Annotated in this window: 11 protein-coding genes; 8 read left to right on the top strand and 3 right to left on the bottom strand. The window is 59.3% G+C overall.

The window, feature by feature from the left end:
• The first annotated feature begins 62 nt into the window (after positions 1–62).
• Together CKW11_RS07240 and CKW11_RS07235 are read left to right on the top strand one after the other, a co-directional pair.
• Entirely contained in the window at positions 63–1,328 is a 1,266-nt protein-coding gene (locus CKW11_RS07240) for a hypothetical protein (RefSeq protein ID WP_095137005.1), read from the top strand.
• A 60-nt stretch (positions 1,329–1,388) separates the two neighbouring features.
• Positions 1,389–2,759, top strand: a complete 1,371-nt coding sequence (locus tag CKW11_RS07235) for a delta-60 repeat domain-containing protein (RefSeq protein ID WP_159974164.1) — start codon at positions 1,389–1,391, stop codon at positions 2,757–2,759.
• Between the two features lie 191 nt (positions 2,760–2,950).
• Here CKW11_RS07235 and CKW11_RS07230 read toward each other — a convergent pair whose 3' ends face one another.
• The 3 genes from CKW11_RS07230 to CKW11_RS07220 all read right to left on the bottom strand — a co-directional run bounded on the left by CKW11_RS07230 (position 2,951) and on the right by CKW11_RS07220 (position 5,912).
• A complete protein-coding gene (locus CKW11_RS07230; protein ID WP_095137003.1) occupies positions 2,951–3,700 on the bottom strand; it encodes an enoyl-CoA hydratase-related protein in 750 nt (249 codons plus the stop codon).
• 177 nt (positions 3,701–3,877) lie between these two features.
• A complete protein-coding gene (locus CKW11_RS07225; protein WP_095137002.1) occupies positions 3,878–4,813 on the bottom strand; it encodes an iron-sulfur-binding ferredoxin reductase in 936 nt (311 codons plus the stop codon).
• Positions 4,806–5,912: a diguanylate cyclase gene (locus tag CKW11_RS07220; RefSeq protein WP_095137001.1), complete on the bottom strand. Its 1,107-nt coding sequence runs from the start codon at positions 5,910–5,912 to the stop codon at positions 4,806–4,808. The genes CKW11_RS07225 and CKW11_RS07220 overlap by 8 nt, the downstream gene beginning before the upstream one ends.
• A gap of 485 nt (positions 5,913–6,397) precedes the next feature.
• On the opposite strand from CKW11_RS07220, the gene CKW11_RS07210 reads away from it, so the two are divergent.
• From CKW11_RS07210 to CKW11_RS07185, 6 genes are all read left to right on the top strand, one after another.
• Positions 6,398–7,921 (top strand): fumarate hydratase, encoded by a 1,524-nt coding sequence (locus CKW11_RS07210; protein ID WP_027612504.1) that lies wholly within the window; start codon positions 6,398–6,400, stop codon positions 7,919–7,921.
• A gap of 206 nt (positions 7,922–8,127) precedes the next feature.
• Complete coding sequence (locus tag CKW11_RS07205) at positions 8,128–12,669, top strand: SpvB/TcaC N-terminal domain-containing protein (RefSeq protein WP_095137000.1); 4,542 nt, start codon at positions 8,128–8,130, stop codon at positions 12,667–12,669.
• On the top strand, positions 12,669–15,446 hold the full coding sequence (locus CKW11_RS07200) for an RHS repeat domain-containing protein (RefSeq protein WP_095136999.1): 2,778 nt from the start codon (positions 12,669–12,671) through the stop codon (positions 15,444–15,446). The genes CKW11_RS07205 and CKW11_RS07200 overlap by 1 nt, the downstream gene beginning before the upstream one ends.
• 26 nt (positions 15,447–15,472) lie before the next feature.
• Positions 15,473–18,142, top strand: a complete 2,670-nt coding sequence (locus CKW11_RS07195) for an RHS repeat-associated core domain-containing protein (protein WP_095136998.1) — start codon at positions 15,473–15,475, stop codon at positions 18,140–18,142.
• An 83-nt stretch (positions 18,143–18,225) separates the two neighbouring features.
• Complete coding sequence (locus CKW11_RS07190; RefSeq protein WP_095136997.1) at positions 18,226–19,986, top strand: ATP-binding protein; 1,761 nt, start codon at positions 18,226–18,228, stop codon at positions 19,984–19,986.
• A complete protein-coding gene (locus CKW11_RS07185) occupies positions 19,986–21,317 on the top strand; it encodes a sigma-54 dependent transcriptional regulator (protein ID WP_095136996.1) in 1,332 nt (443 codons plus the stop codon). The genes CKW11_RS07190 and CKW11_RS07185 overlap by 1 nt, the downstream gene beginning before the upstream one ends.
• Positions 21,318–21,479: the final 162 nt, after the last annotated feature.

Raw genomic sequence — 21,479 nt, 5'->3', positions numbered from 1 at the left:
GCTTTTCTATCGTGCAATGAACTGACGACCTGCTTTTTCTGCAATTGCACGAGGTCGAAAAAATGACGAGTCAAAAAACTTACGGCGGGATGCTCGATACCAATTTCGGCGACAAAGGAATTGTGACGATAGTCAACGGAAATCCGGACTACGGAACTATCCATATCAAACAACTGCTGGTAAAGGATTCCTGGATCTATTTCGGCGGGCATTCCTCCAAAGGCAATTCCAGCTACTTCACCCTGGGCCGCCTGGATCTAAATGGCGATCCTGATCTTGATTATGGCGAGAACGGTTTATTCCAACACCCGCTTCCCGAGTTTTCCGGCCTTTCCTCGTTTGCTTTGCAAGATGGCAGGATTATCGTTAACGCCGAATCCAAATCGTCTATTTCTACCAACTTTTCGTATTTTTACCGATTGGAAGCAAATGGATCACTGGATAAAACCTTTGGCGAAGATGGCCAGGTTTGTCTGGAACTCGGTTCGCTATCCACGCAACCAATTGAAGTTCTGAAAAACTCCGCCGCTGACCAGACGGGTATGGTGATCTTGCGTGACGGCAAGATTCTCACTATTCATTACTATGGATGGATCATACGCCTGACGCCGCAGGGAGCTCCGGACACAACTTTCTCCCTTACAGGCTTCATCCATATCAAAAACCCTCATAATCCAACGAGTCTGTTGCAGAGCTTGCTGGTTGACGATACGCAAGAGAAATATGTGGTTGGAGGCTTGACGCTCGCCGCATCAAGTCATCATGCCATGCTTGCCTGCTTACATGATAATGGTAAGCCCGATGAATCGTTTGGCTGGATGAAAAATGGTTTCGTGGTGTTCGATATACGTGCATCAGAATTCAAACAACTTGTGCGACAGCACAATGGACGGATTCTTGGGGTTGGTGAAGCGGGAACATCTTCAGATATCAAAGCGTTGCTGATCAGCTCCGAGCCCAATGGTGAACCGAACATTCAATTCAATCAGGGTCGACCGTTGCTGACGGCCCTGGCCAAGGAAACACAGTGGGAGGCCGGTGCATTTCAAGAGGACGGCCGGTCTGTCGTCGTGGGGTCGACAGGCACTTTCACGCCCATGACTCACCAGCTTGTCGTGGCCCGCTTTAACAGCAACGGGACACTGGATGCCAACTTTGGTAATGGAGAGGGTTACGTCAAACAAACTCTGCCAACCGATGGAAAAGGAACGTATATGGCCAGCATTGCCTTGCAGTCCGATGAAAAAATCCTCGTGAGCGCCATTCCCTTTGTGTTGAGAGACGAGGAGCTTGGATATCCAATGATCTTGCGGTACTTGCCTAACTGAAGGGCGATGCCCTGAGTAATTCCGGTAAACATTGTTGCTCCTCATCTCAAGGAAATGGCCATGACTTCCCAACAGTCGAGTTCCTCACTTATGTCCGGCAAGCTTGATCCTGAATTTGGTAAAGACGGATTTAAGTATCTGACTTCACCGCTTCCTGACTATCCGAAATACCATTCAACCGTGGTCGCGGTAGGGCCTGATGACATGATTTACGTCGCTGGCGAGGCGTACGGCGACCATGGCGCGTTCTACACGGTCACCCGTCTTGATCAGCGTGGCGCTATCGACGAGAACTTCGGCAACAACGGTTTTTTCTATAGCGAAACTATTGGCACTCATCGAGTCGACTTTCCCGCTGAGCAAATTGCTTTCTCAGAAGGAAAAATCCTGGTGAGCGGAGAAATGGGTTACTACAACGAAGGTCCGAGATACGACAAAGCCATAATCCGTCTTAATTTGAACGGCACAATTGATGAGACATTTGGCGAAAAAGGAGCGTTCATTTTCTATACCCCTGACGTAAGTGAGGCTTCATCAAACAAAGACGCTTACAATGAAAAACGTCAGAAAATCGCCGACTCGAGACTACTCAAACATCCCAAATCGAATACAACTACACCTTCCACTTCCAACTCAATGATGCTTGCCGATGGACGTCTTTTGTTACTCCATGAGTCTGGCTCTTTCTTTAAAGGCTGCAGCTTTATAATCCGAGTTACCCAAGATGGAAAACTTGACACAAAATTTAATAAAACTGGCTTTATCAAAGTCGCTCATGACAAATTTAATTTTACTCTGCTTAGAAGCCTTACGGTCACCAGCACAGGCGACTACATTAGCGCCGGCATCGTCAGCCACGAGTACATGGGCATCCCTGAAGCCATCGTTCTGGTGAAACACGACAAAAATGGACAACTGATCACTGACTTTCAGACGGACGGATTCAAGTTAATAAAATCCAGTAATACAAACAGCTACTTCACTCTTTCAAGCACGACAAATCAAACCAACAATCGCATCCTCTGTCTGGGTGCGAAAGTTGAAAGAGGCTCGACCAGCCATGAGGGTTTATTAATCAGCCTCGAAGAAAATGGCCACACCAATATCCAATTCAACGGCGGAGAACCCGTTTTTTTCCGGCTCAATTCAAAAGACACTTACTTCTCCAAAGCGGACTTTCTTTCTAGTGGAAAGTTTCTGGTTACAGGAATTACAAGAAAAGGCGAACTGAACCATTATGCGGTTACTCGTTTTTTAGCCAACGGCGCTCACGATGAAGAATATGGCAATGGGGGCTGGTTTGAATACAGACAAACAATAGTTCCTTCCTACTACAGCTCAGTTATTGCTCATGAAAAAATCATAATGTCGTCATTCCCCGATGATGGTGATTTAGGCAGACGTCCTATTGCACGCGGATTAATGTCTTGACTCATCAAAGCCCCGGCATGTGAATGCCGGGTCTTTTTGCATTCTGAGCTATAAGATGCGGCGTCTATACTGCCCTCATCGCTGACAAGCCAGCTCCCACAAGGCTCGCGGCGATCACAGATTTTGCATCCACCACAAAAACTGTGGGTGCTGGCTGGCCAGCGATGAGGCCGTCCAGATCAGCGAAGATCTCAGTGCCGCTTGATAAACCCGGTCAGCGCCGCCAACGCCTCCGGCGAGCGCAAGCGCTGGGTAAACAGTGCGCCCTCCTCCTCGATCACCTTACGGATCAATTCGCGATCCGGCGCCCTCATCAATTGCTTGCTGATGCGCACCGCTTCGACCGGCAGCTCATCGAAACGCAACGCCATCTCCCGCGCCTTGCCTAGCGCCGCAGCGCCGCTACCCAATGCTTCGGTGGCAATGCCCCACTGCGCCGCCTGCTCACCGCTGAATCCTTCGCCGAGCAGCAACAGCTCCGCCGCTTTCGCATGCCCGAGCAAACGCGGCAGGATCAGGCTGGAGCCGAACTCCGGGCACAGCCCGAGGTTGACGAATGGCATGCGCAACCGCGCATCGCGGCTGACGTAGACCAGATCGCAATGCAGCAACAACGTGGTACCGATGCCCACCGCCGCGCCGGCCACGGCGGCGATCACCGGTTTGCGGCATTCGAGCAGGTTGAGCATGAAGTGGAACACCGGGCTGTCGAGATCGCTCGGCGGTTGCTGGATGAAGTCGGCGATGTCGTTGCCGGCGGTGAAGCACTCGGCACCGCCGGTGATCAGCACGGCGTTGATTTCAGGATCGTTGTCGGCCTGCTTCAGGGCCTCGGCAAGGCGACTGTACATCGCGCGGGTCAGGGCGTTTTTCTTGTCCGGACGGTTGAGCCACAGGGTGAGCAAACCGCGTTCGCGTTCCAGCAGGATGGCTTCGGTCATGGCGTGTCTCAACATGGCTGGTTTAAGAGGTTCTCTGTGGCGAGGGGATTCATCCCCGATTGAGTGCGCAGCGCTCACAATTTTTTGGGGCCGCTACGCAGCCCATCGGGGATAAATCCCCTCACCACAGGAGTTCGGCCGTGCCACAGGAATCTTCGAACTGATGAAAGTCAGCGCTTAACTGCGGGACAAAAACACATCGGCCAGCAGTTGATTGCGCGGCAGTCCGGCCAGGTACAGACGCTTGGCAAACGCATCGACGCTGGCAGTCGAGCCGCAGACTAAGGCCAGGGCTTGCCGGGAAACAAGGCGCAGTTGCGCCAAAGCGGCGGCTGACTCGGCCGCCGTCCACAGCTCGACGCTGAGGTTTTCGCGCTGCGCAGCAAGCGCCGCCAGGGGTTTGGCCAGATAGTGCTCGCGTTCGTCATGGGCCAGGTGAATGACGCGGATGGCGCCTTGGTGATCCTGGCGCAAAGCTTCGCGCAGCACGCCGAACAACGGGCCCAGCCCGGTGCCGGCCGCCAGCAGCCACAGCGGTCGGGTGTGCCAGTCCGGGTCGTAATGCAACGCTCCGCCACGCAGTTCGCCGAGGCGGATCGGGTCGCCGATCTGCAGGCGCCGCGCCGCATCGCTGAATTCGCCGGGCTGGCGGCAGTCGAGGTGGAATTCGAGAAAACGGTCTTCCTGCGGCAGGCTCGCCAGCGAATACGGCCGGGCGATCTGATTGATCCACAACACCAGATGCTGCCCGGCGCTGTAGCGCAGCGGTCGTTGCGGAGCGAGGCGCAAACGCAGGACGTTGTCACTGAGCCAGTCCAGCGCCTCGACCACCGCCGGGCGCCCGTCGGTGACCGGGTCGAACGTGTGCACCTGCAGGTCTTCCGTGACCTGACACTGACAGGCCAGCCGCCAGCCTTGCTGGCGCTGTTCGGCGCTCAAGGCATCCGGGCGACTGTCGACGGGCGAACCCTGAACACACTGCACCAGACAGGCATGGCAACTGCCGGCGCGGCAGCTGTAAGGCACCGCGACGCCGTGCTGATTCAGCGCGTCGAGCAAATTGCTGCCCGCCGCCACCGACCATTGCCGATCACCGACGCGAAGTTCAGGCATCCACATTCTCCCATGCCGCTGCACAGCGATTGCGCCCGTCGCGCTTGGCCCGGTACAGCGCCTGATCGGCACGCTGCAAGGCGTCGTCCAGATCATCACCCAGTTCCAGCAGGGTCATGCCTGCCGACAGGCTCAGGCTGCGCACATTCAGGCCCACCAGTTCGACGTCAGTGAAAGCAATGCGCAGGCGTTCACAACAGGCGGTCAGGCGTTCGGCATCGCAGTCAGGCAGCAACACCACGAATTCCTCGCCACCGTAACGCGCCAGCACGTCGCCGTCACGCAGGCAGGCACCTGCCACGCCGGCGAACGCCTGCAACACCTGATCGCCGGCGGCATGGCCGTGCAGGTCGTTGATGCGTTTGAAGTGGTCGAGGTCGATCAGCGCCAGACCATGCACCACGCCCGGTTCCATCTCCGCCAGCTCCCGTGAGGCCAGGCGCAGAAAATGCCGACGATTGAACAGGCCGGTCAGCTCATCGGTGGCCACCAGATCTTCGAGCTGGCGCATCATCCCGCGCAGGGTGTCCTGATGCGCCTGCAGGGCAAACCGGCGCTGGCGCATGCGTTGCCGTGAAACCTGGACGAAGCGTGCGTAAATCACCAGCCACGCCAGCACCATCGCCAGAATGCACACCTGCAACGCCGCCAGTGCCGGATCCTGCAGACGGAAGTGGTAGCCGTCCCAGAGGGTGATCGCACAGAAACTGAAGAACACCAGCAGCGCGCAACGAATGAACGCACGCCGGGTTAAATGAAACAGGCCGAACAGCAGGATCAGCACGTAGAACACCAGAAACGCGCCGCGTGCTTCATCCAGATGGGCGATCAGCCAGGTCTGCCAGCCGAGCCCGAGCAGCACTTGCGCTTCGGTCAGGCTGGGGTCGGCAAAGCGCTGGTTGCGCCCGGACCAGAACAGCGTAAACAACGTGGCCTGGCAGATCACCACCAGCGCGCTGCCGATGGCCACGCTGTTCAATGATTGCGGGTAATGCCCGGTGAAAAACGCCAGCCACAGCAGCAGCAAAGCCAATCCATAGGTGGCTGCGGCGAGGGCAAAGCGCTTGAGCAAAAGACGTTGAATGGCGTTATGGGTCAATCGTTGACTCACCGTGCGATAGGAGGCTGACCGAGTGTCCTACTCTACAGACCGGATGCCACTTTAGAGGGGCGGTCGATAAATGACCACCGATTTTCGGCGCCAAAAATTGACGTCAAATGCATGACCCGATTGTCGGATTGACGCCGCCTTCTGTGGCTAGGGAGCTTGCTCCCGCTGGCCTGCGCAGCAGGCCCAAATCCAGCCAACTCAATATTTCAGTTCCACCGTGTATACCGATTTACGGCTGCTGCGCAGCCGAGCGGGAGCAAGCTCCCTCGCCACAGGGGCCAGCAGTGTTCGGTATGCGACCAACGAATGACTGCCGACGCGTGTATGCCCGGAAGAGGCGCGGTATACTGCCGCGCCTTTTTAGCGTCGCGCCAGCAGCCCCGGCGTGCCTTGAAAGGTGCTTGCGACCGACCGATGCACCCAAGCCGCAGGCACCTTATTGAATGTTCCCGTCTTTTAGAGGAGCGCGACTCATGACCGTGATCAAGCAAGACGACCTGATTCAGAGCGTTGCCGACGCCCTGCAGTTCATTTCCTATTACCACCCCGTGGATTTCATCCAGGCGATGCACGAAGCCTACCTGCGCGAAGAATCGCCAGCGGCCCGTGACTCGATCGCGCAGATCCTGATCAACTCGCGCATGTGCGCCACCGGCCACCGGCCGATCTGCCAGGACACCGGCATCGTCACCGTGTTCGTGCGTGTGGGCATGGACGTACGTTGGGATGGCGCGACCATGAGCCTGGACGACATGATCAACGAGGGCGTGCGCCGCGCCTACAACCTGCCGGAAAACGTCCTGCGTGCCTCGATCCTCGCCGACCCGGCGGGCGCTCGCAAAAACACCAAGGACAACACCCCGGCAGTCATCCACTACTCCATCGTCCCGGGCAACACCGTGGAAGTGGACGTGGCGGCCAAGGGCGGCGGTTCCGAGAACAAGTCGAAAATGGCCATGCTCAATCCGTCCGACTCGATCGTTGACTGGGTGCTCAAGACCGTTCCGACCATGGGCGCCGGCTGGTGCCCACCGGGCATGCTGGGCATCGGCATCGGCGGCACCGCCGAGAAAGCCGCGGTCATGGCCAAGGAAGTGTTGATGGAATCCATCGACATCCATGAGCTGAAAGCCCGTGGCCCACAGAACCGTATCGAAGAGATCCGTCTGGAGCTGTTCGAGAAGGTCAACCAACTGGGCATCGGCGCCCAGGGCCTCGGTGGCCTGACCACCGTGCTCGACGTGAAGATCATGGATTACCCGACTCACGCCGCCTCGCTGCCGGTGTGCATGATCCCGAACTGCGCCGCCACCCGTCACGCGCACTTCGTGCTCGACGGTTCTGGCCCGGCCTCGCTGGAAGCGCCATCACTGGACGCCTACCCGGAAATCGTCTGGGAAGCCGGCCCGTCGGCTCGTCGCGTCAACCTCGACACCCTGACGCCGGAAGAAGTGCAGAGCTGGAAGCCGGGCGAAACCGTCCTGCTCAACGGCAAGATGCTCACCGGTCGCGACGCGGCGCACAAGCGCATGGTCGAGATGCTGAACAAGGGTGAAACCCTGCCGGTGGATCTGAAAGGCCGCTTCATCTACTACGTCGGCCCGGTCGATCCGGTCGGTGACGAAGTGGTTGGCCCGGCTGGCCCGACCACCGCCACGCGGATGGACAAGTTCACCCGCCAGATCCTTGAGCAGACCGGTCTGCTGGGCATGATCGGCAAGTCCGAACGTGGCCCGACCGCGATCGAAGCGATCAAGGACAACAAGGCCGTGTACCTGATGGCCGTGGGCGGCGCCGCTTACCTGGTGGCCCAGGCCATCAAGAAGTCCAAAGTGCTGGCCTTCGCCGAGCTGGGCATGGAAGCGATCTACGAGTTCGAGGTCAAGGACATGCCGGTCACCGTCGCGGTGGACAGCAACGGTGAGTCGGTACACATCACCGGCCCGGCGATCTGGCAACAGAAGATCGCCGAAAGCCTGGCGGTAGAAGTGCAGTAAGCTTTTCGCCTGCTGAAAAAGGCCGGGCCATCGCCAGATGACCCGGCCTTTTTTTGTCTGCTCATTTGCTCTTCGCAATAAAAACCCCCGGCAGCAATCTTTTTTGATCTAAAAAATCGAGCATACCTGTCAGATCTGACAGGTTATCTGCGGCCCGCTACTTGGTAGCGTTACTCCACCCTCACCTGTGCGGAACGGATGGATCGATGGCCGATAAAGAACTGAATATCCCCACCCCCTCTATTGCCACGCACTCTTCGTTCACGATGACTGGCCAGGGGTTCAACAACGTGGGGCCCACGGGTGGAGCATCGTTTCAATTGCCAATCCCCGTTTCCGGCGGCCGCGGTGCCGATCCGCAGTTGGCACTGACTTACAACAGCCAGTCGGGCAACGGTCCGCTCGGTCTGGGCTGGAGCATGGGCCACGGCCAAATCAGCCGTCGAACCAACAAAGGCACGCCGCGCTACGACGACGATGACGAAATCATCGGTCACGACCAGCAGATCTGTACCAAGGAGCGCAATGACGATGGTTCGTTGAAAAGCCGAATCGAAACGACGTTCAACGGCAAGGACATCGGCCGGCACACCGTGGTGCGCTACACGCCCGAGGTCGAAAGCGATTTCAGTATCAGAGAACGCTGGGAGCCGTTGCACCCGACAGATCCGAAAATCAAACTGCCGACCTTCTGGTTGGTCTCTGGCCCCGATGGCTCTTTGCACATGTACGGCAAAACCGCTGATTCACGCGTGGCGGACCCGCAAAACCCGCTTCGCGTGGCGACGTGGTTGCTCTGTGAAACCATGACTGCCCATGGCGAACACATCTATTACCAATACAAACGCGACGACAAAGATCCGGACAACTTCCGCGATTACCGGTCACAGCGCTATTTGCACCGGTTGCTTTACGGCAATTTCAGCGCCAGTCAGGATCTGTACTGCTGGACCCTGGAAAACCCCGGCGAGCTGGACTGGCACTTTCATCTGCTGTTTGACTATGGCGAACGCAGCACATCGTTGAGCGTGAAACCGGTCTATGACGTCCCAGGCACGCAGCCTTGGCCGGTTCGCCCCGATGCCAGCTCGGCGTTTGGCCACGGCTTCGAAATCGCCACACGCAGACGCTGCGAACAAGTGTTGATGTTTCACTATTTCCCCACCGAAACGGGTGACGACCCGGTGCTGGTCCGGCGCTTGCTGCTCAAGTACAACGAGCACATAGCCGATTGGAGCTACAGCCTGCTCACCTCGGCTTACTACCAGGCCTGGGGGCCGGGTGGCGATGACGATGTGGAACTCTCCCCCCCCGTACAGTTCGAGTACGCGCCACTGGAACTCGATCAAACGCCAACGCCCTTGTTTGTCGAGGAGAACATGCCGGGCATTGATGGGGGCCTGCATTATCACTGCGTTGATCTGTATGGCGAGGGCGTACCGGGTTTTCTCTGCCGCTATGACCAGGCCTGGTATTACCGCGAGCCGGTTCGTGGAAAATCGGGGCCCGATGACATCGCCTACGGACCATGGTCGGTGCTGGACAACCTCCCGGTAATCAACAGTAAAAAACCGGTGATGCAGATACTCACCACCCTGTCGGGCAGCGGACGCTTTGACTGGCTCACGGCGCAACCCGGATTTGCGGGGATACGCTCAATGAACCCGGATCGAACCTGGTCCGAATTCAAGGAGTTCAATCAAACCCCCACAGAACTGTTCGGCGCATTCGCACAGTTCGGCGACCTGGCCAACGAAGGACTGATGTCGGTCGCCTTGATCGGGCCTCGCTCCGTGCGTTTTTATCGCAGCAATGTTGAGGAGGGCTTTGCGCAAGCGGAAGAAGTTCTGCATGACCCCGACGATGATCGCCTGCCGTTGTTCAGCGATGTCCGCAGCGAGCTGGTGCTGTTCGGCAATCTGCTTGCCAGCGATACCACCGAACTGTGTCGCATCCGCCACGACGAAATCAAATGCTGGCCGAATCTGGGCTTGGGCAAGTTCGGCAAGGGTCGCGTGCTCAGCGGTCCGGTCTTCGACTACCACACCTTTGACGCCTCGCGAATACGCATTGCCGACCTTGGCGGTTCCGGTGCGCCGGCGCTGATTTACCTGAATGCCAAAACCTTCGATATCTACCTCAATCATGGCGGCAGCAGTCTGGCAACCGTTCCGATCCGCGTACCGTGGCCTGAGGGTGTGCAGTTCGAACGAACCTGCGAGGTGACATTTGCCGACTTGCAAGGCTTGGGCTGTTCCAGCCTGATCCTGAGCGTGCCGCACATGAAACCGTGCCACTGGCGTTACGATTTTGTTGCGGCCAAACCCTACCTGATGAGGTCGAGCAACAACAACACGGGCTGCAGCGCCAGCATCGTCTATCGCAGTTCCGCGCAGGAATGGCTGGACGAAAAGCAGCAATGGCTTGCCGCCAATCCCGAGGGTGTACCGTCATGCTATTTGCCGCTCAATGTTCAGGTAGTGAAGCAACAGTTCCAGTTGGACGAAATCACCGGTAATTGCCTGAGCCAGAGTTTCAGCTACCGCGAGGGTTACTACGACCCCTTGGCTCGTGAATACCGGGGTTTCGGTTACCTGGAACAAACCGACAGCGAGAGCCTGTCGGGGACCGAGGACACCAGCTTCACCGCGCCGATTCGTGCCTGCAGTTGGTACATCATCGGCCAGTACATGAACCGGCCCCGGGACGGTTACTTCGCCAGCGACCGCGAAGCCGTGCCGCTGGGCGCGACCGTGATCACGCGATATGACGCGGGGCTGGAGCGCGATATTCCTTTCACCCCGAAGCCGGACAGCGCTCTACCGTACGAAATCGCACGGGGCATGTCCGGCACGCTCATGCGCACCGAAATCTACAACGCCGAAGATCCTCCACTGACGGCAAAACCTTACACTGTCGAGGAATATCGCTACCTGGTGCGCGAGGTTCGGCCCAAGGGTGATTACTATCCCGACGCAATTATCCTGCCCCGGTCACTGGAAAAAATCAGCTACCAATATGAGCAGTTCATCGACGATCCCTTGTGCAGGCATGAACTCATTCTGCGCTGGAGCGCATACGGCGCGCCCACCCATTCTCTGCTCGTCAGCTACGCACGCCGCCGGACCGCTGCGGACACCCCGCCCTTCGAGGACGAGGATGAACAGCGCTGGTGGATCGACGCTCACGACGAAGCTCAGAAGCCGTATTACATAAGCGAGAGTCGGGCGCGATTCATCGACCTGGATAGCGATGAACAACGTCGCCAACTGGGGCTGGCGTGGCAGGCGCGCAGCGATGCCCTGGTCTTGCCCAAAGGCACTCTTCCGAACGGGCTCAACCCTGGCGAGGTGTCTTTCGAGCAATTGACCCCGCACCTGGATTCAACTCAATGGAATGCGCTGCGCGTGCTGACGCAACAGTCTGAACAGCGCTATCTGAAAACCCTGGATCAGTCCTTGCTGGACAGTGGCAAGGCCGAATACGAAGCGCTGGCCGGCCCCCTGGAAATCGCGCAGATTGACAAGACCGCCCTGCAAGCTTACGACGTGCTGCCACCGCCCTTTGACATTCGTGCAGCGTTGCGCGAAATCGGTTATTTGCCGATGAAGTTCTTTTTCGAAACATCGCTGCCCAGCGAAGAAGAAAACCTGTGGTCAAGCACCTACAACTTCGCCAGATACGCCGACCTCGCCGGTTTTTTCAAAGTGCAGGAATACAACGAAACGCCCAGCCACGGCGTGACAAAAACCCGGTACGACGATTATCGACTCAGGGTCCGGAGTGTCGAATTGCCGGACGGCTGCACGACCTCGGTCACGTACGACTACCACACGCTATTACCCTCCAGCATCCTCGATGCCAACGAAAATATCCAAGAGGTCATGTATGACGCCGCAGGCCAGCCGCTTGCGCTGAGCTTTCACGGCACCGAAAACGGTGTTGCCGCCGGTTTCCATGCGCTGAGCGATTTCGTACGGCCCGACAATCTTCTGCCAGGGCCCGCCATTGAAGATCCGGTCGGGGCTGTGCAAGGTGCCGCCAGCACCCTGCGCAAGGATCTGTTCAGCTGGATGGGGTCGTTACCTGCGGACATCAGCGCCGAATTGCTCGCCACCTGGATTGCCAGCGGCGATGTACTGCCCAGCGGCCACATCTGCGCCAGTGCCCGTCAACGGCTGCGGCAACGAGGGGCGCTGACTGCTGCGGATCAAGCCCTGAGCGAAGTGATTGCCAGTGTCCCGAGAGAGCCACCGCACAGCGTTGTCCTCAGCGCTGACCGCTACCCCGGCGACAAGATTGCAGCGCAGATACATATCAGCAAAACCTGCGTCGACGGTTTTGGCCGCACGCTGCAAACGCAGCAATTGGTCGAACCCGGCATCGCCTATGCGGTGGGTGATGACGGCGCGCTGATCGTCGATCGCGGACAGCTGCGTGAGGAACATGCCAATCCGCGCTGGCGGGTCAGCGCGCGGGTCGAGTACAACAACAAAGGGCTCGCGGTGCGGCAGTTCCGGCCGTTTTTTGCCGACACCCATGGCTACGTCAATGATCAATCCCTGCGGCGGTACGGCTATTTCGATCAACTGTTCTATGACCCGCTCGGGCGTCCGGTCAAGCTGATCAACGCCAAGGGCTATTTTTCCCGCGAGACCTATCATCCGTGGTATCAGGCCAGCGAAGACTTCAACGACACCGATGAATCCGCTGAGCCGGAATCGACATCACCACGGACGCTGCACTGATGAGCGCCAATCTTCATCGGCGCACACCGTCGCTCGTCGTGACCGACAGTCGCGGCCTGACGCTGCGTCAGGTCGCCTATCTGCGCGTGCTGGCCAATGAGGCTGCCGAGGCCTTGGTGACTCGCCAACAGCACGACATTGCCGGGCGTCTGGTGGCGCAGTTCGATCCGCGCCTGAGCGCTCCGAGCGTTATCAGCATTCATGACCTCAACGGCCAGCCACTCAAGGTCAGCAGCGTCGATGCCGGCTGGCGCCTGAGCCTGCCGGGGCTGGCCGGGCAAACCTTGCAGCGCTGGGACGCGCGCGGCGTGCACTGGAGCAGCCGCTACGATGAGCTGCTGCGCCTGGTGGCGATCAGCAACAGCGTCGACCCGCTCAGCGACACCTTCACCTATGCCGATGCCAGTGCCCCGCCCGATCACAACCAGCGCGGTCAATTACTGGAACAGGTCGACCCGTCCGGCAGCCTGCACCTGGACAGCTACAGTCTGGCCGGGCAGCCACTGCGCGAAAGCCGCACCTTTGCCGACGCCCGGGTATTTGTCAGTCAGCGCATTTTCAGCCCGTTGGGCGCGATGCTGGAGCAGACCGACGCCGGCGGCCACCGCCAGCAATCGCGCTACGACGTCGCCGGTCAGCTCAAGCAGTTGCAACTGCTGCTGGCCGGCGACCACGACTGGCAAGACGTGTTGTTCGACACGCACTTCAACGCCGTCGGACAAATCATCGAACAACAAACCGGCAATGGCATTGCCAGCTACTGGGACTACGAACCAACCACTGGGCGCCTGCAGCGGCAATGGGCGCAAAAGGGTGTGCAGCCGCCCCTGCAGGACATCAGCTATGAGTACGATCCGGTCGGCAACCCGACACGCATCTTCGACCACATGTTCACGCCCAGCCACTTCGCCAACCAGCGGGTCGACGGCGCACGTGCGTTCCGTTACGACTCGCTGTATCGGCTGATCAGCGCCAGCGGTTACGACGACGCGCCCCCCAGCGACCTCCCCGGCCGACCGCAGCCGAGCGACCCCAACGACCGGCGCAATTACCAGCAGACCTACCGCTACGATAACGGCGGCAACCTGACGCAACTGTGCCATGTGCGCGACGGCGCCTGTCAGACCCGCCAGATGCGTATCGACCCTGCAAGCAATCGTGGTGTGCGCTGGAATGAGGGTGATCCAGCACCGGATTTCGATCAGCTATTCGACCGCCACGGCAACTTGATGGCTCTGCAACCGGGACAGGCACTGCGCTGGGACGCCCGCGATCAACTGGCCTCGGTGACCCTGGTCCAACGCGAAAACGGCCTGGATGACGCCGAGTTCTATCACTACAGCCAGGGCGCGCGCGTGTACAAACGCCATGACACCTACAGCGGTTCTACCCGGCATTTTCATGAGGTGCGCTACCTGCCGGGATTGGAGATCCGCAGCAAGGACAACGGAGAGGAGCTGCACGTCATCAGCCTCGCCGCCGGCGCAGGCCATGTCAGTTGCCTGCATTGGCTGAGCGGCAAACCGCCGGGCATTGCCGACAACCAGTTGCGTTACACCCTCGATGATCACCTGGGTTCATGCGTGATGGAACTGGATCAGCAGGCACGCCTGATCAGTCACGAAGGCTATTACCCGTTCGGCGCGACCGCGTGGATGAGCGCCGACTCGGCGGTCGAGGTTGACTACAAGACACTGCGTTATTCAGGCAAGGAAATGGATGTCAGCGGTTTGTATTACTACGGTGCGCGGTATTACGCGCCATGGTTGCAACGCTGGGTCAGTGCGGATCCGGCGGGAGATGTCGATGGGCTGAACCGGTATGCGTATGTCGGCAACAATCCGCTGCGCTATGTGGATCCTGACGGAAACAACAGAGCGGAAAGTGTGATCATGCTGTATTCAGCATTTCTTTCGAGCGTCCAGGGCCACTCCACGCAGGTTGTGGGGCAAATTCACAACATTCTCCATGAGGAAGGTGTGGCAATGAATCTGGCACTGAACATGGTAGGCGAAGTCGTGAGAGGGGTCGTCGGCTATGAGGGCGGTGCCGCAGGCGGCAATCTGGTTGACCTGGTCATTCCCAATATGCCTGACACCACACCCTACACCACGACCGGAGGGGTGATCGGCGGCAATATTGGCGGCGACTCCGCCACGGCCATGATAGATCCGATAGCCAACAGCGCTGGCATCGGAATGGGTCCACTGATTCCGCAGACCTCGCAGATCTCGGTCAAAGCGATTGATCATGGGCTGGGCATCAGAGATGCCGTCAAGGAAATCAGCTCCTGGCGAGACGTGAAGGATGAGCTGATTCATCCGGGCCTTGATGCGGTACTCAACCCCTCCTTCATGATGGGCCGGCTCATGGCGTCGTGGATATCGATCATTCCCGCAGCACTGAATATGTTTGCCCGGGCAATAGAGGCAGAAGACATCAAAAACCGCCTTGACCCGGTAAAGATCCGGAAAATAGACAAAATGCTCGAGGACTGGAAATCGGCGGTAGAACAACGTGCCGGTTGGGCTGAAAACGCATTCGATGCACTGGGCACGGACATCGTCTACCCGGCCGACTCACTGCCGAATATCAACCATATGACATCGGCAGAGACCCTGGCCCCCATCTCTCGCTCAGACTTGCGCCGGTTGACCAATTTTACTCTTTCCAACATCAAGCGCTCTCAAGACATGATGACGTCCTACAAAGAGATGGGAACTACCGACAATCAGTTCTTGCTGGCGCAGCGCCGAACCCGGAAAAAGGCAGCCTGAATGATCCGTTTCACGGAGGTGCGGGCATGAATCCTTCAGTGCATTGGCGTACTCCTGCTCTGTCGGCTCACGATCCCAGAGGGCTGCCGGTCAGAAACGTTGCTTACCTGCGAGCGGTGGCGGGCGCCGAAGTCGAATGCCAGATCAACCGTCAACGCCACGATTCCAACGGCCGCCTGATCGAACAATGGGACCCGCGCCTCCCCGTGCCTTGTCTGACCACGACCTATCGCCTGGACGGCAAACCACTGAAAATCGACAGCGTCGATTCCGGCTGGCGCGTAAACCTGCCCGGTCTGGCCGGTGAGGTGTTGCAACGCCACGACCAGCGCGGCACGCAATGGCGCTATCGCTACGACCCGATGATGCGGTTGATTGCCGTCGATGAAAACGCGCAAGTCGATGTCGAGCGCTACACCTATACCGACCACAATGCCGACCCCGGGCATAACCTGCGCGGTGAACTGAGCGAAAGCGCCGACCCGGGCGCCACAGTGGTGGTCGGCGGCTACAGCCTGCAGGGCAAGGCAGTGAGTGAAACCCGTAAGCTGTCTGGCGAGACGGCGGCTTTCATCACTCGTACGGATTTCGACGCGCACGGTAATGTGGTGCAAGTCACCGACTCCGGTGGTCACCGGCAACGCTCGAGCTACGATGTCGCCGGCCAGTTACGTCAGGTATCGCTGTGGATAGCCGGGGCTGACGCGGCACAACCGGTGGTCGACGCTGCCACGTACAACGCCTCCGGCCAACTGCTCGAACAACGGGCCGGCAATGGTGTGCGCAGTCGCCGCGTGTACGATCCCGCTGACGGTCGCCTGCTGAATCAGCTGGCCTGCAAGGATCAGGAAAAACCGCTGCAGGACTTGCACTACACCTATGACCCGGTCGGCAATGTCGTGCGTATCGAGGATCGCACCCTGGCCACGGTGTATTTCGCCAATCAACGCGTCGATGGTGATCGTCATTTTGTCTACGACTCGCTCTATCGGCTGAGCGAAAGTCGCGGCTTCGAAGGCCAGATCCCGCAACAGTCGCCAGGTTTGCCGCAACCGATCGAACCCATCGACCCAGGGCGGCGCTTCAACTACAGCGAGCAGTATCACTACGACGCGGGAAATAACCTCGTTGAACTGGTGCATGTGCGCAAAGGCCACAACTTCACGCAACAGATGAAAATCGCCCCTGACAGCAATCGGGGGCTGCGCTGCCAACCCGCTGACCCCGAACCGGTGTTCGGCGACTACTTTGACCGCCACGGCAACCAGCTGAAACTGCAGCACGGCGGCCTGCCACTGGAGTGGGACAGCTACGATCAACTGGCCCGCGTCACCCTGCTGCAACACAGCAACGGCCTGCCCGACGACGATGAAATCTATCGCTACAGCCAGGGTCAGCGCGTTTACAAATGCACGCGGAGGCATACGCCGTCGATCACCGATCGCCGCGAGGTACGTTACCTGCCAGGTCTGGAAATCCACAGCCGCAGCGACGGCCAGCAACTGCATGTCATCGTGCTGCCCGGCGCCCGTTGCCTGCATTGGCTCAGCGGTCAACCGGCGGATATCGAAGCCGATCAACTGCGCTTCAGCCTCGACGATCACCTCGGATCCTGCTCGCTGGAACTGGACCGCCACGCCGGCGTGATCAGCCTGGAGCATTATTACGCCTTCGGCGGCACGGCCTGGTGGGCAGCCCGCTCAGCCGTGGAAGCGGATTACAAAACGATCCGTTACTCGGGCAAGGAAATGGATGCCAGCGGTTTGTACTACTACGGCGCGCGGTATTACGCGCCATGGCTGCAACGCTGGATCAGTGCTGATCCGGCCCGGGACGTGGACGGACTGAACCTGTACGCTTTTGTCGGCAACAACCCGGCGATCCATGTCGACCGGACGGGCACCTACAAGGTTATTTTCGATCTGGCCAAACGAGCGGTCGGCCTGCTCGACAAAGCCGAAACAGCGGCCGATCAATTACACAACCTGAGTCGCGAGTTCGACGATTTGATCCCCGAAGGCGCAGACATCGAAGACCTGCGCAAAACCATGACGTTCGGCAAATTTCTCAAGTCCCGCCAGGGCATCAAATCGGCTCTTTACGGTGCGGGGAAAGGGCTCGCCATCGGTGGACTTATAGGCACGGCGCTACCAGGAGTTGGCAATGCCATCGGCAGTGGTGTGGGGACGCTGGCGGGCATGGTCGTTTTCCCGTTGCTGCGCTATTACTTTTTCAAGAAAGGCTTGAAACTCGCGCAAACGCTGCGCACCCAGGAACTCAAGAATGGCCTGCAAACCCTCGGTGATACCGTCACCCGCGTGGTTGATAGCACCACTGATCTGCTCAATGGCGGCACGGAGGTGGTGGAAAGCATCAAAAACATGACCAATATCCTCAACGCATATCACAAGCGGACACTGGCGCTGTTCCACAACCAGTTGGAGACCCTTGCCCTTGACAAACAACGCGAGGTCATCAAACTCATAAGAAGCGGACTCGACCCGTTCGACGCCATCAGCAAGGTGCTGGAGACGGCACAAGCGGTCATGGATGACGCCCCCGACATCGGCGCAGACGTGAACAATCGCCTGCAACAACTGCAGAGCAAAGTCACTGAGAATTCAAGGCTTAAACCCATCCCCAAGCCCCGGACGAAATACATTCAGCGGGTCTCTGCCGGCGAAACGTACGTGTGACGTCAAAGGCCGTCCGAACAGTGCGCCGAGCCACTTCGGCGCATGCTATCGTGCCCGCCCGTCCCTCTATCCATTAGCCCAGCATGCTGCCGACTTCCCGTACCCTGCGTTTGTCGTTGTACACCCTGCTGATCATTGCCGGCGCGGCCATCGCTGCGACCCTTGCCATCCGCCACGCCGAACGTCAGGCGCTGGAGGAAGACGCCACCCGCGCCAGCCAGCAATTGGCGCTGTATGCCAACTCGCTGCACACCCTGATCGACCGCTATCGCGCCCTGCCCGCCGTGCTGGCGCTGGACCCGCAATTGCGCAGCGCGCTGGCCGGGCCGGTGGGTGCTGAACAACAAAACGCGCTGAATCTGAAGCTGGAGCAGATCAACGGCGCGGCGCAGTCCTCGACCCTCGAACTGCTCGATCACAGCGGCCTCGCGGTGGCCGCCAGCAACTGGCGCCTGCCGAGCAGTTACGTCGGCCACAACTACGGTTTTCGTCCGTACTTCAGCCAGACCCGCACTCAGGGCAGCGGGCGCTTTTATGCGGTGGGGGTGACCAGCGGCATCCCCGGCTATTTTCTGTCCAGCGCGGTGCTCGGCGACAACGCCGAGTTCCTTGGCGCGATGGTAGTCAAACTGGAGTTCCCCGAGCTTGAGCGCGAATGGAGCCAGGGCAGCGACACGCTGCTGGTCAGCGATGCACGCGGGATCATCTTCATCGCCAACCAGCCCGGCTGGCGCTATCGCTCGTTGCGGCCGCTGGACAGCCGCGACATGGACGAGATCAAGCGCACGCGCCAGTACGACAAACAATCGCTGATCCCGCTGACGCATTTGTCGCTGCGTCACTTCGACGACAACAGCGACCTGCGCCGGGTCGAAGGCCCGGACGGAACGGCGGACTACTTGTGGGAATCGCTGCCGCTGGCCACCGAAGGCTGGACCCTGCACCTGTTGCGCCGCCCGCAAGTGGCTTTCGAAGACTTACGCAACGCCGGGCTGGCCGCCGCAGGTGTATGGCTGGCGCTGGTGTTTTTGCTGCTGTTCCTCAATCAGCGCTGGCGCCTGTCGAAAGTCCGTCAGCGCAACCGCGAAGAACTCGAACAACTGGTCGAAGAACGCACCCGCGATCTGCGCACCGCGCAGGACGGTCTGGTGCAATCGGCCAAGCTCGCGGCGCTGGGGCAGATGTCCGCCGCACTGGCCCACGAGATCAATCAACCGCTGACCGCGCAACGCATGCAGTTGGCGACGCTGCGCCTGCTGCTCGAACATGGCCGCGTCGATGATGCGTACAAGGCGCTCAAACCGGTGGACGACATGCTCACGCGCATGGCTTCGCTCACCGGCCATCTGAAAACCTTCGCCCGCAAGAGCCCCAGCGGCTTGCGCGAACGACTGGATCTGGCGACCGTGGTCGATCAGTCGCTGCAACTGCTCGATGCGCGCCTGCGCGACGAACAGGTCAGTCTGGTGCTGCACCTGACGCGTCCGGCCTGGGTGCGAGGCGATGCGATCCGTCTCGAACAGGTGCTGATCAACCTGCTGCGCAACGCCCTCGATGCGATGCAGGGCAAATCGTGCAAGCGCCTGGAAATTCGCCTGGAGGTGGACGAACAACTGTGGCGCCTGAGCGTGATCGACAATGGCGGCGGGATTGCCGAACAGCACTTGAATCAGGTGTTCGACCCGTTCTTCACCACCAAACCGGTGGGTGACGGACTTGGCCTCGGGCTGGCGGTATCCTTTGCCATCGTGCATGAATCCGGCGGGCGCCTGAGCGTGGAAAATGGCGAGGCGGGCGCGGTGTTCAGCATGACCCTGCCGATCGATCTGGAGGCACACATCTGATGCTCAACTCGGTGATGGTGGTCGATGACGAAAGCAGCATTCGCAGCGCTGTCGAGCAATGGCTGAGCCTGTCGGGGTTCGAGGTGCAGTTGTTCAGCCGCGCCGAAGATTGCCTGGCGGCACTGCCCGCACACTTCCCCGGGGTGATCCTCAGCGATGTGCGCATGCCCGGGCTCAGTGGTCTGCAGTTGTTGGCCGAAGTGCAGCGCCGTGACAGCGATTTGCCGGTGATACTGCTGACCGGTCACGGCGATGTGCCGATGGCGGTCGAAGCCATGCGTGACGGCGCCTACGATTTTCTGGAAAAACCGTTCAGCCCGGAAACCCTGCTCGGCAGCCTGCGCCGCGCGCTCGACAAGCGTCGCCTGGTATTGGAAAACCGCGCCTTGCACGAGCAAGCCGACCACCGCGCCAGACTCGATGCCACGCTGCTCGGCGTGTCCCGTGGCATGCAGACTTTGCGTCGGCAGGTGCTGGATCTGGCGGCGCTACCGGTCAACGTGTTGATCCGTGGCGAAACCGGCAGCGGCAAGGAACTAATCGCGCGCTGTCTGCATGATTTCGGTCCGCGCGCCGACAAGCCTTTCGTGGCGCTGAACTGTGCGGCGATTCCCGAGCAGTTGTTCGAAGCCGAGTTGTTCGGTCATGAAAGTGGCGCCTTCACCGGCGCTTCTGGCAAGCGCATCGGCAAGCTGGAATATGCCGACGGCGGCACGCTGTTTCTCGATGAAATCGAAAGCATGCCGCTGGCCCAGCAAGTGAAACTGCTGCGGGTGTTGCAGGAACAGAAGCTGGAACGGCTGGGTTCGAACCAGAGCATTCGCGTCGATCTGCGGATCGTTGCCGCGACCAAACCTGATCTGCTGGATGAGGCCCGGGCCGGACGTTTTCGCGAAGACCTGGCGTATCGCCTGAACGTCGCCGAACTGCGCCTGCCGCCGCTGCGCGATCGCCGCGAAGACATTCCACTGCTGTTCGAATCGTTCGCCTTCAGCGCCGCCCAGCGCCTCGGCCGCACCTTTCCACCGTTGAGCGGTGCGCAATTGAGCCACCTGCTCAGCCACGACTGGCCGGGCAACGTGCGCGAACTGGCGAACGTCGCCGAGCGCCAGGTACTGGGGCTGGATGAACCGGTGCAGGGCATCGATCCGGGCCAATCGCTCGCCGCGCAGCAGGAAGCCTTTGAAGCGCAATGCCTGCGCGCGGCGCTGACCCGGCACAAGGGCGATGTGAAAGCGGTGCTGGAAGAGTTGCAACTGCCGCGCCGAACCTTCAATGAAAAGCTGCAGCGGCATGGGTTGAGCCGGGAGATGTTTGTTCCGGGCAGCTGAATTTTGCAGTGTTTGATCGGGCCTCTTCGCGGGCAAGCCCGCTCCCACAGTGGTCGGTGGTGTTCACACATTCTGTGTTCAGCACGAAACCCTGTGGGAGCGGGCTTGCCCGCGAAGAGGCCCGCACAGGCAGCATTTATCCATCAGCCCGAATGAGCAATT

It is taken from the genome of Pseudomonas sp. Irchel s3a10 (assembly GCF_900187525.1).
GTDB classification, from domain to species: domain Bacteria; phylum Pseudomonadota; class Gammaproteobacteria; order Pseudomonadales; family Pseudomonadaceae; genus Aquipseudomonas; species Aquipseudomonas koreensis_G.
Note: the sequence above shows the minus strand (reverse complement) of the source record. Positions and strands in the feature narration are given on the sequence as shown.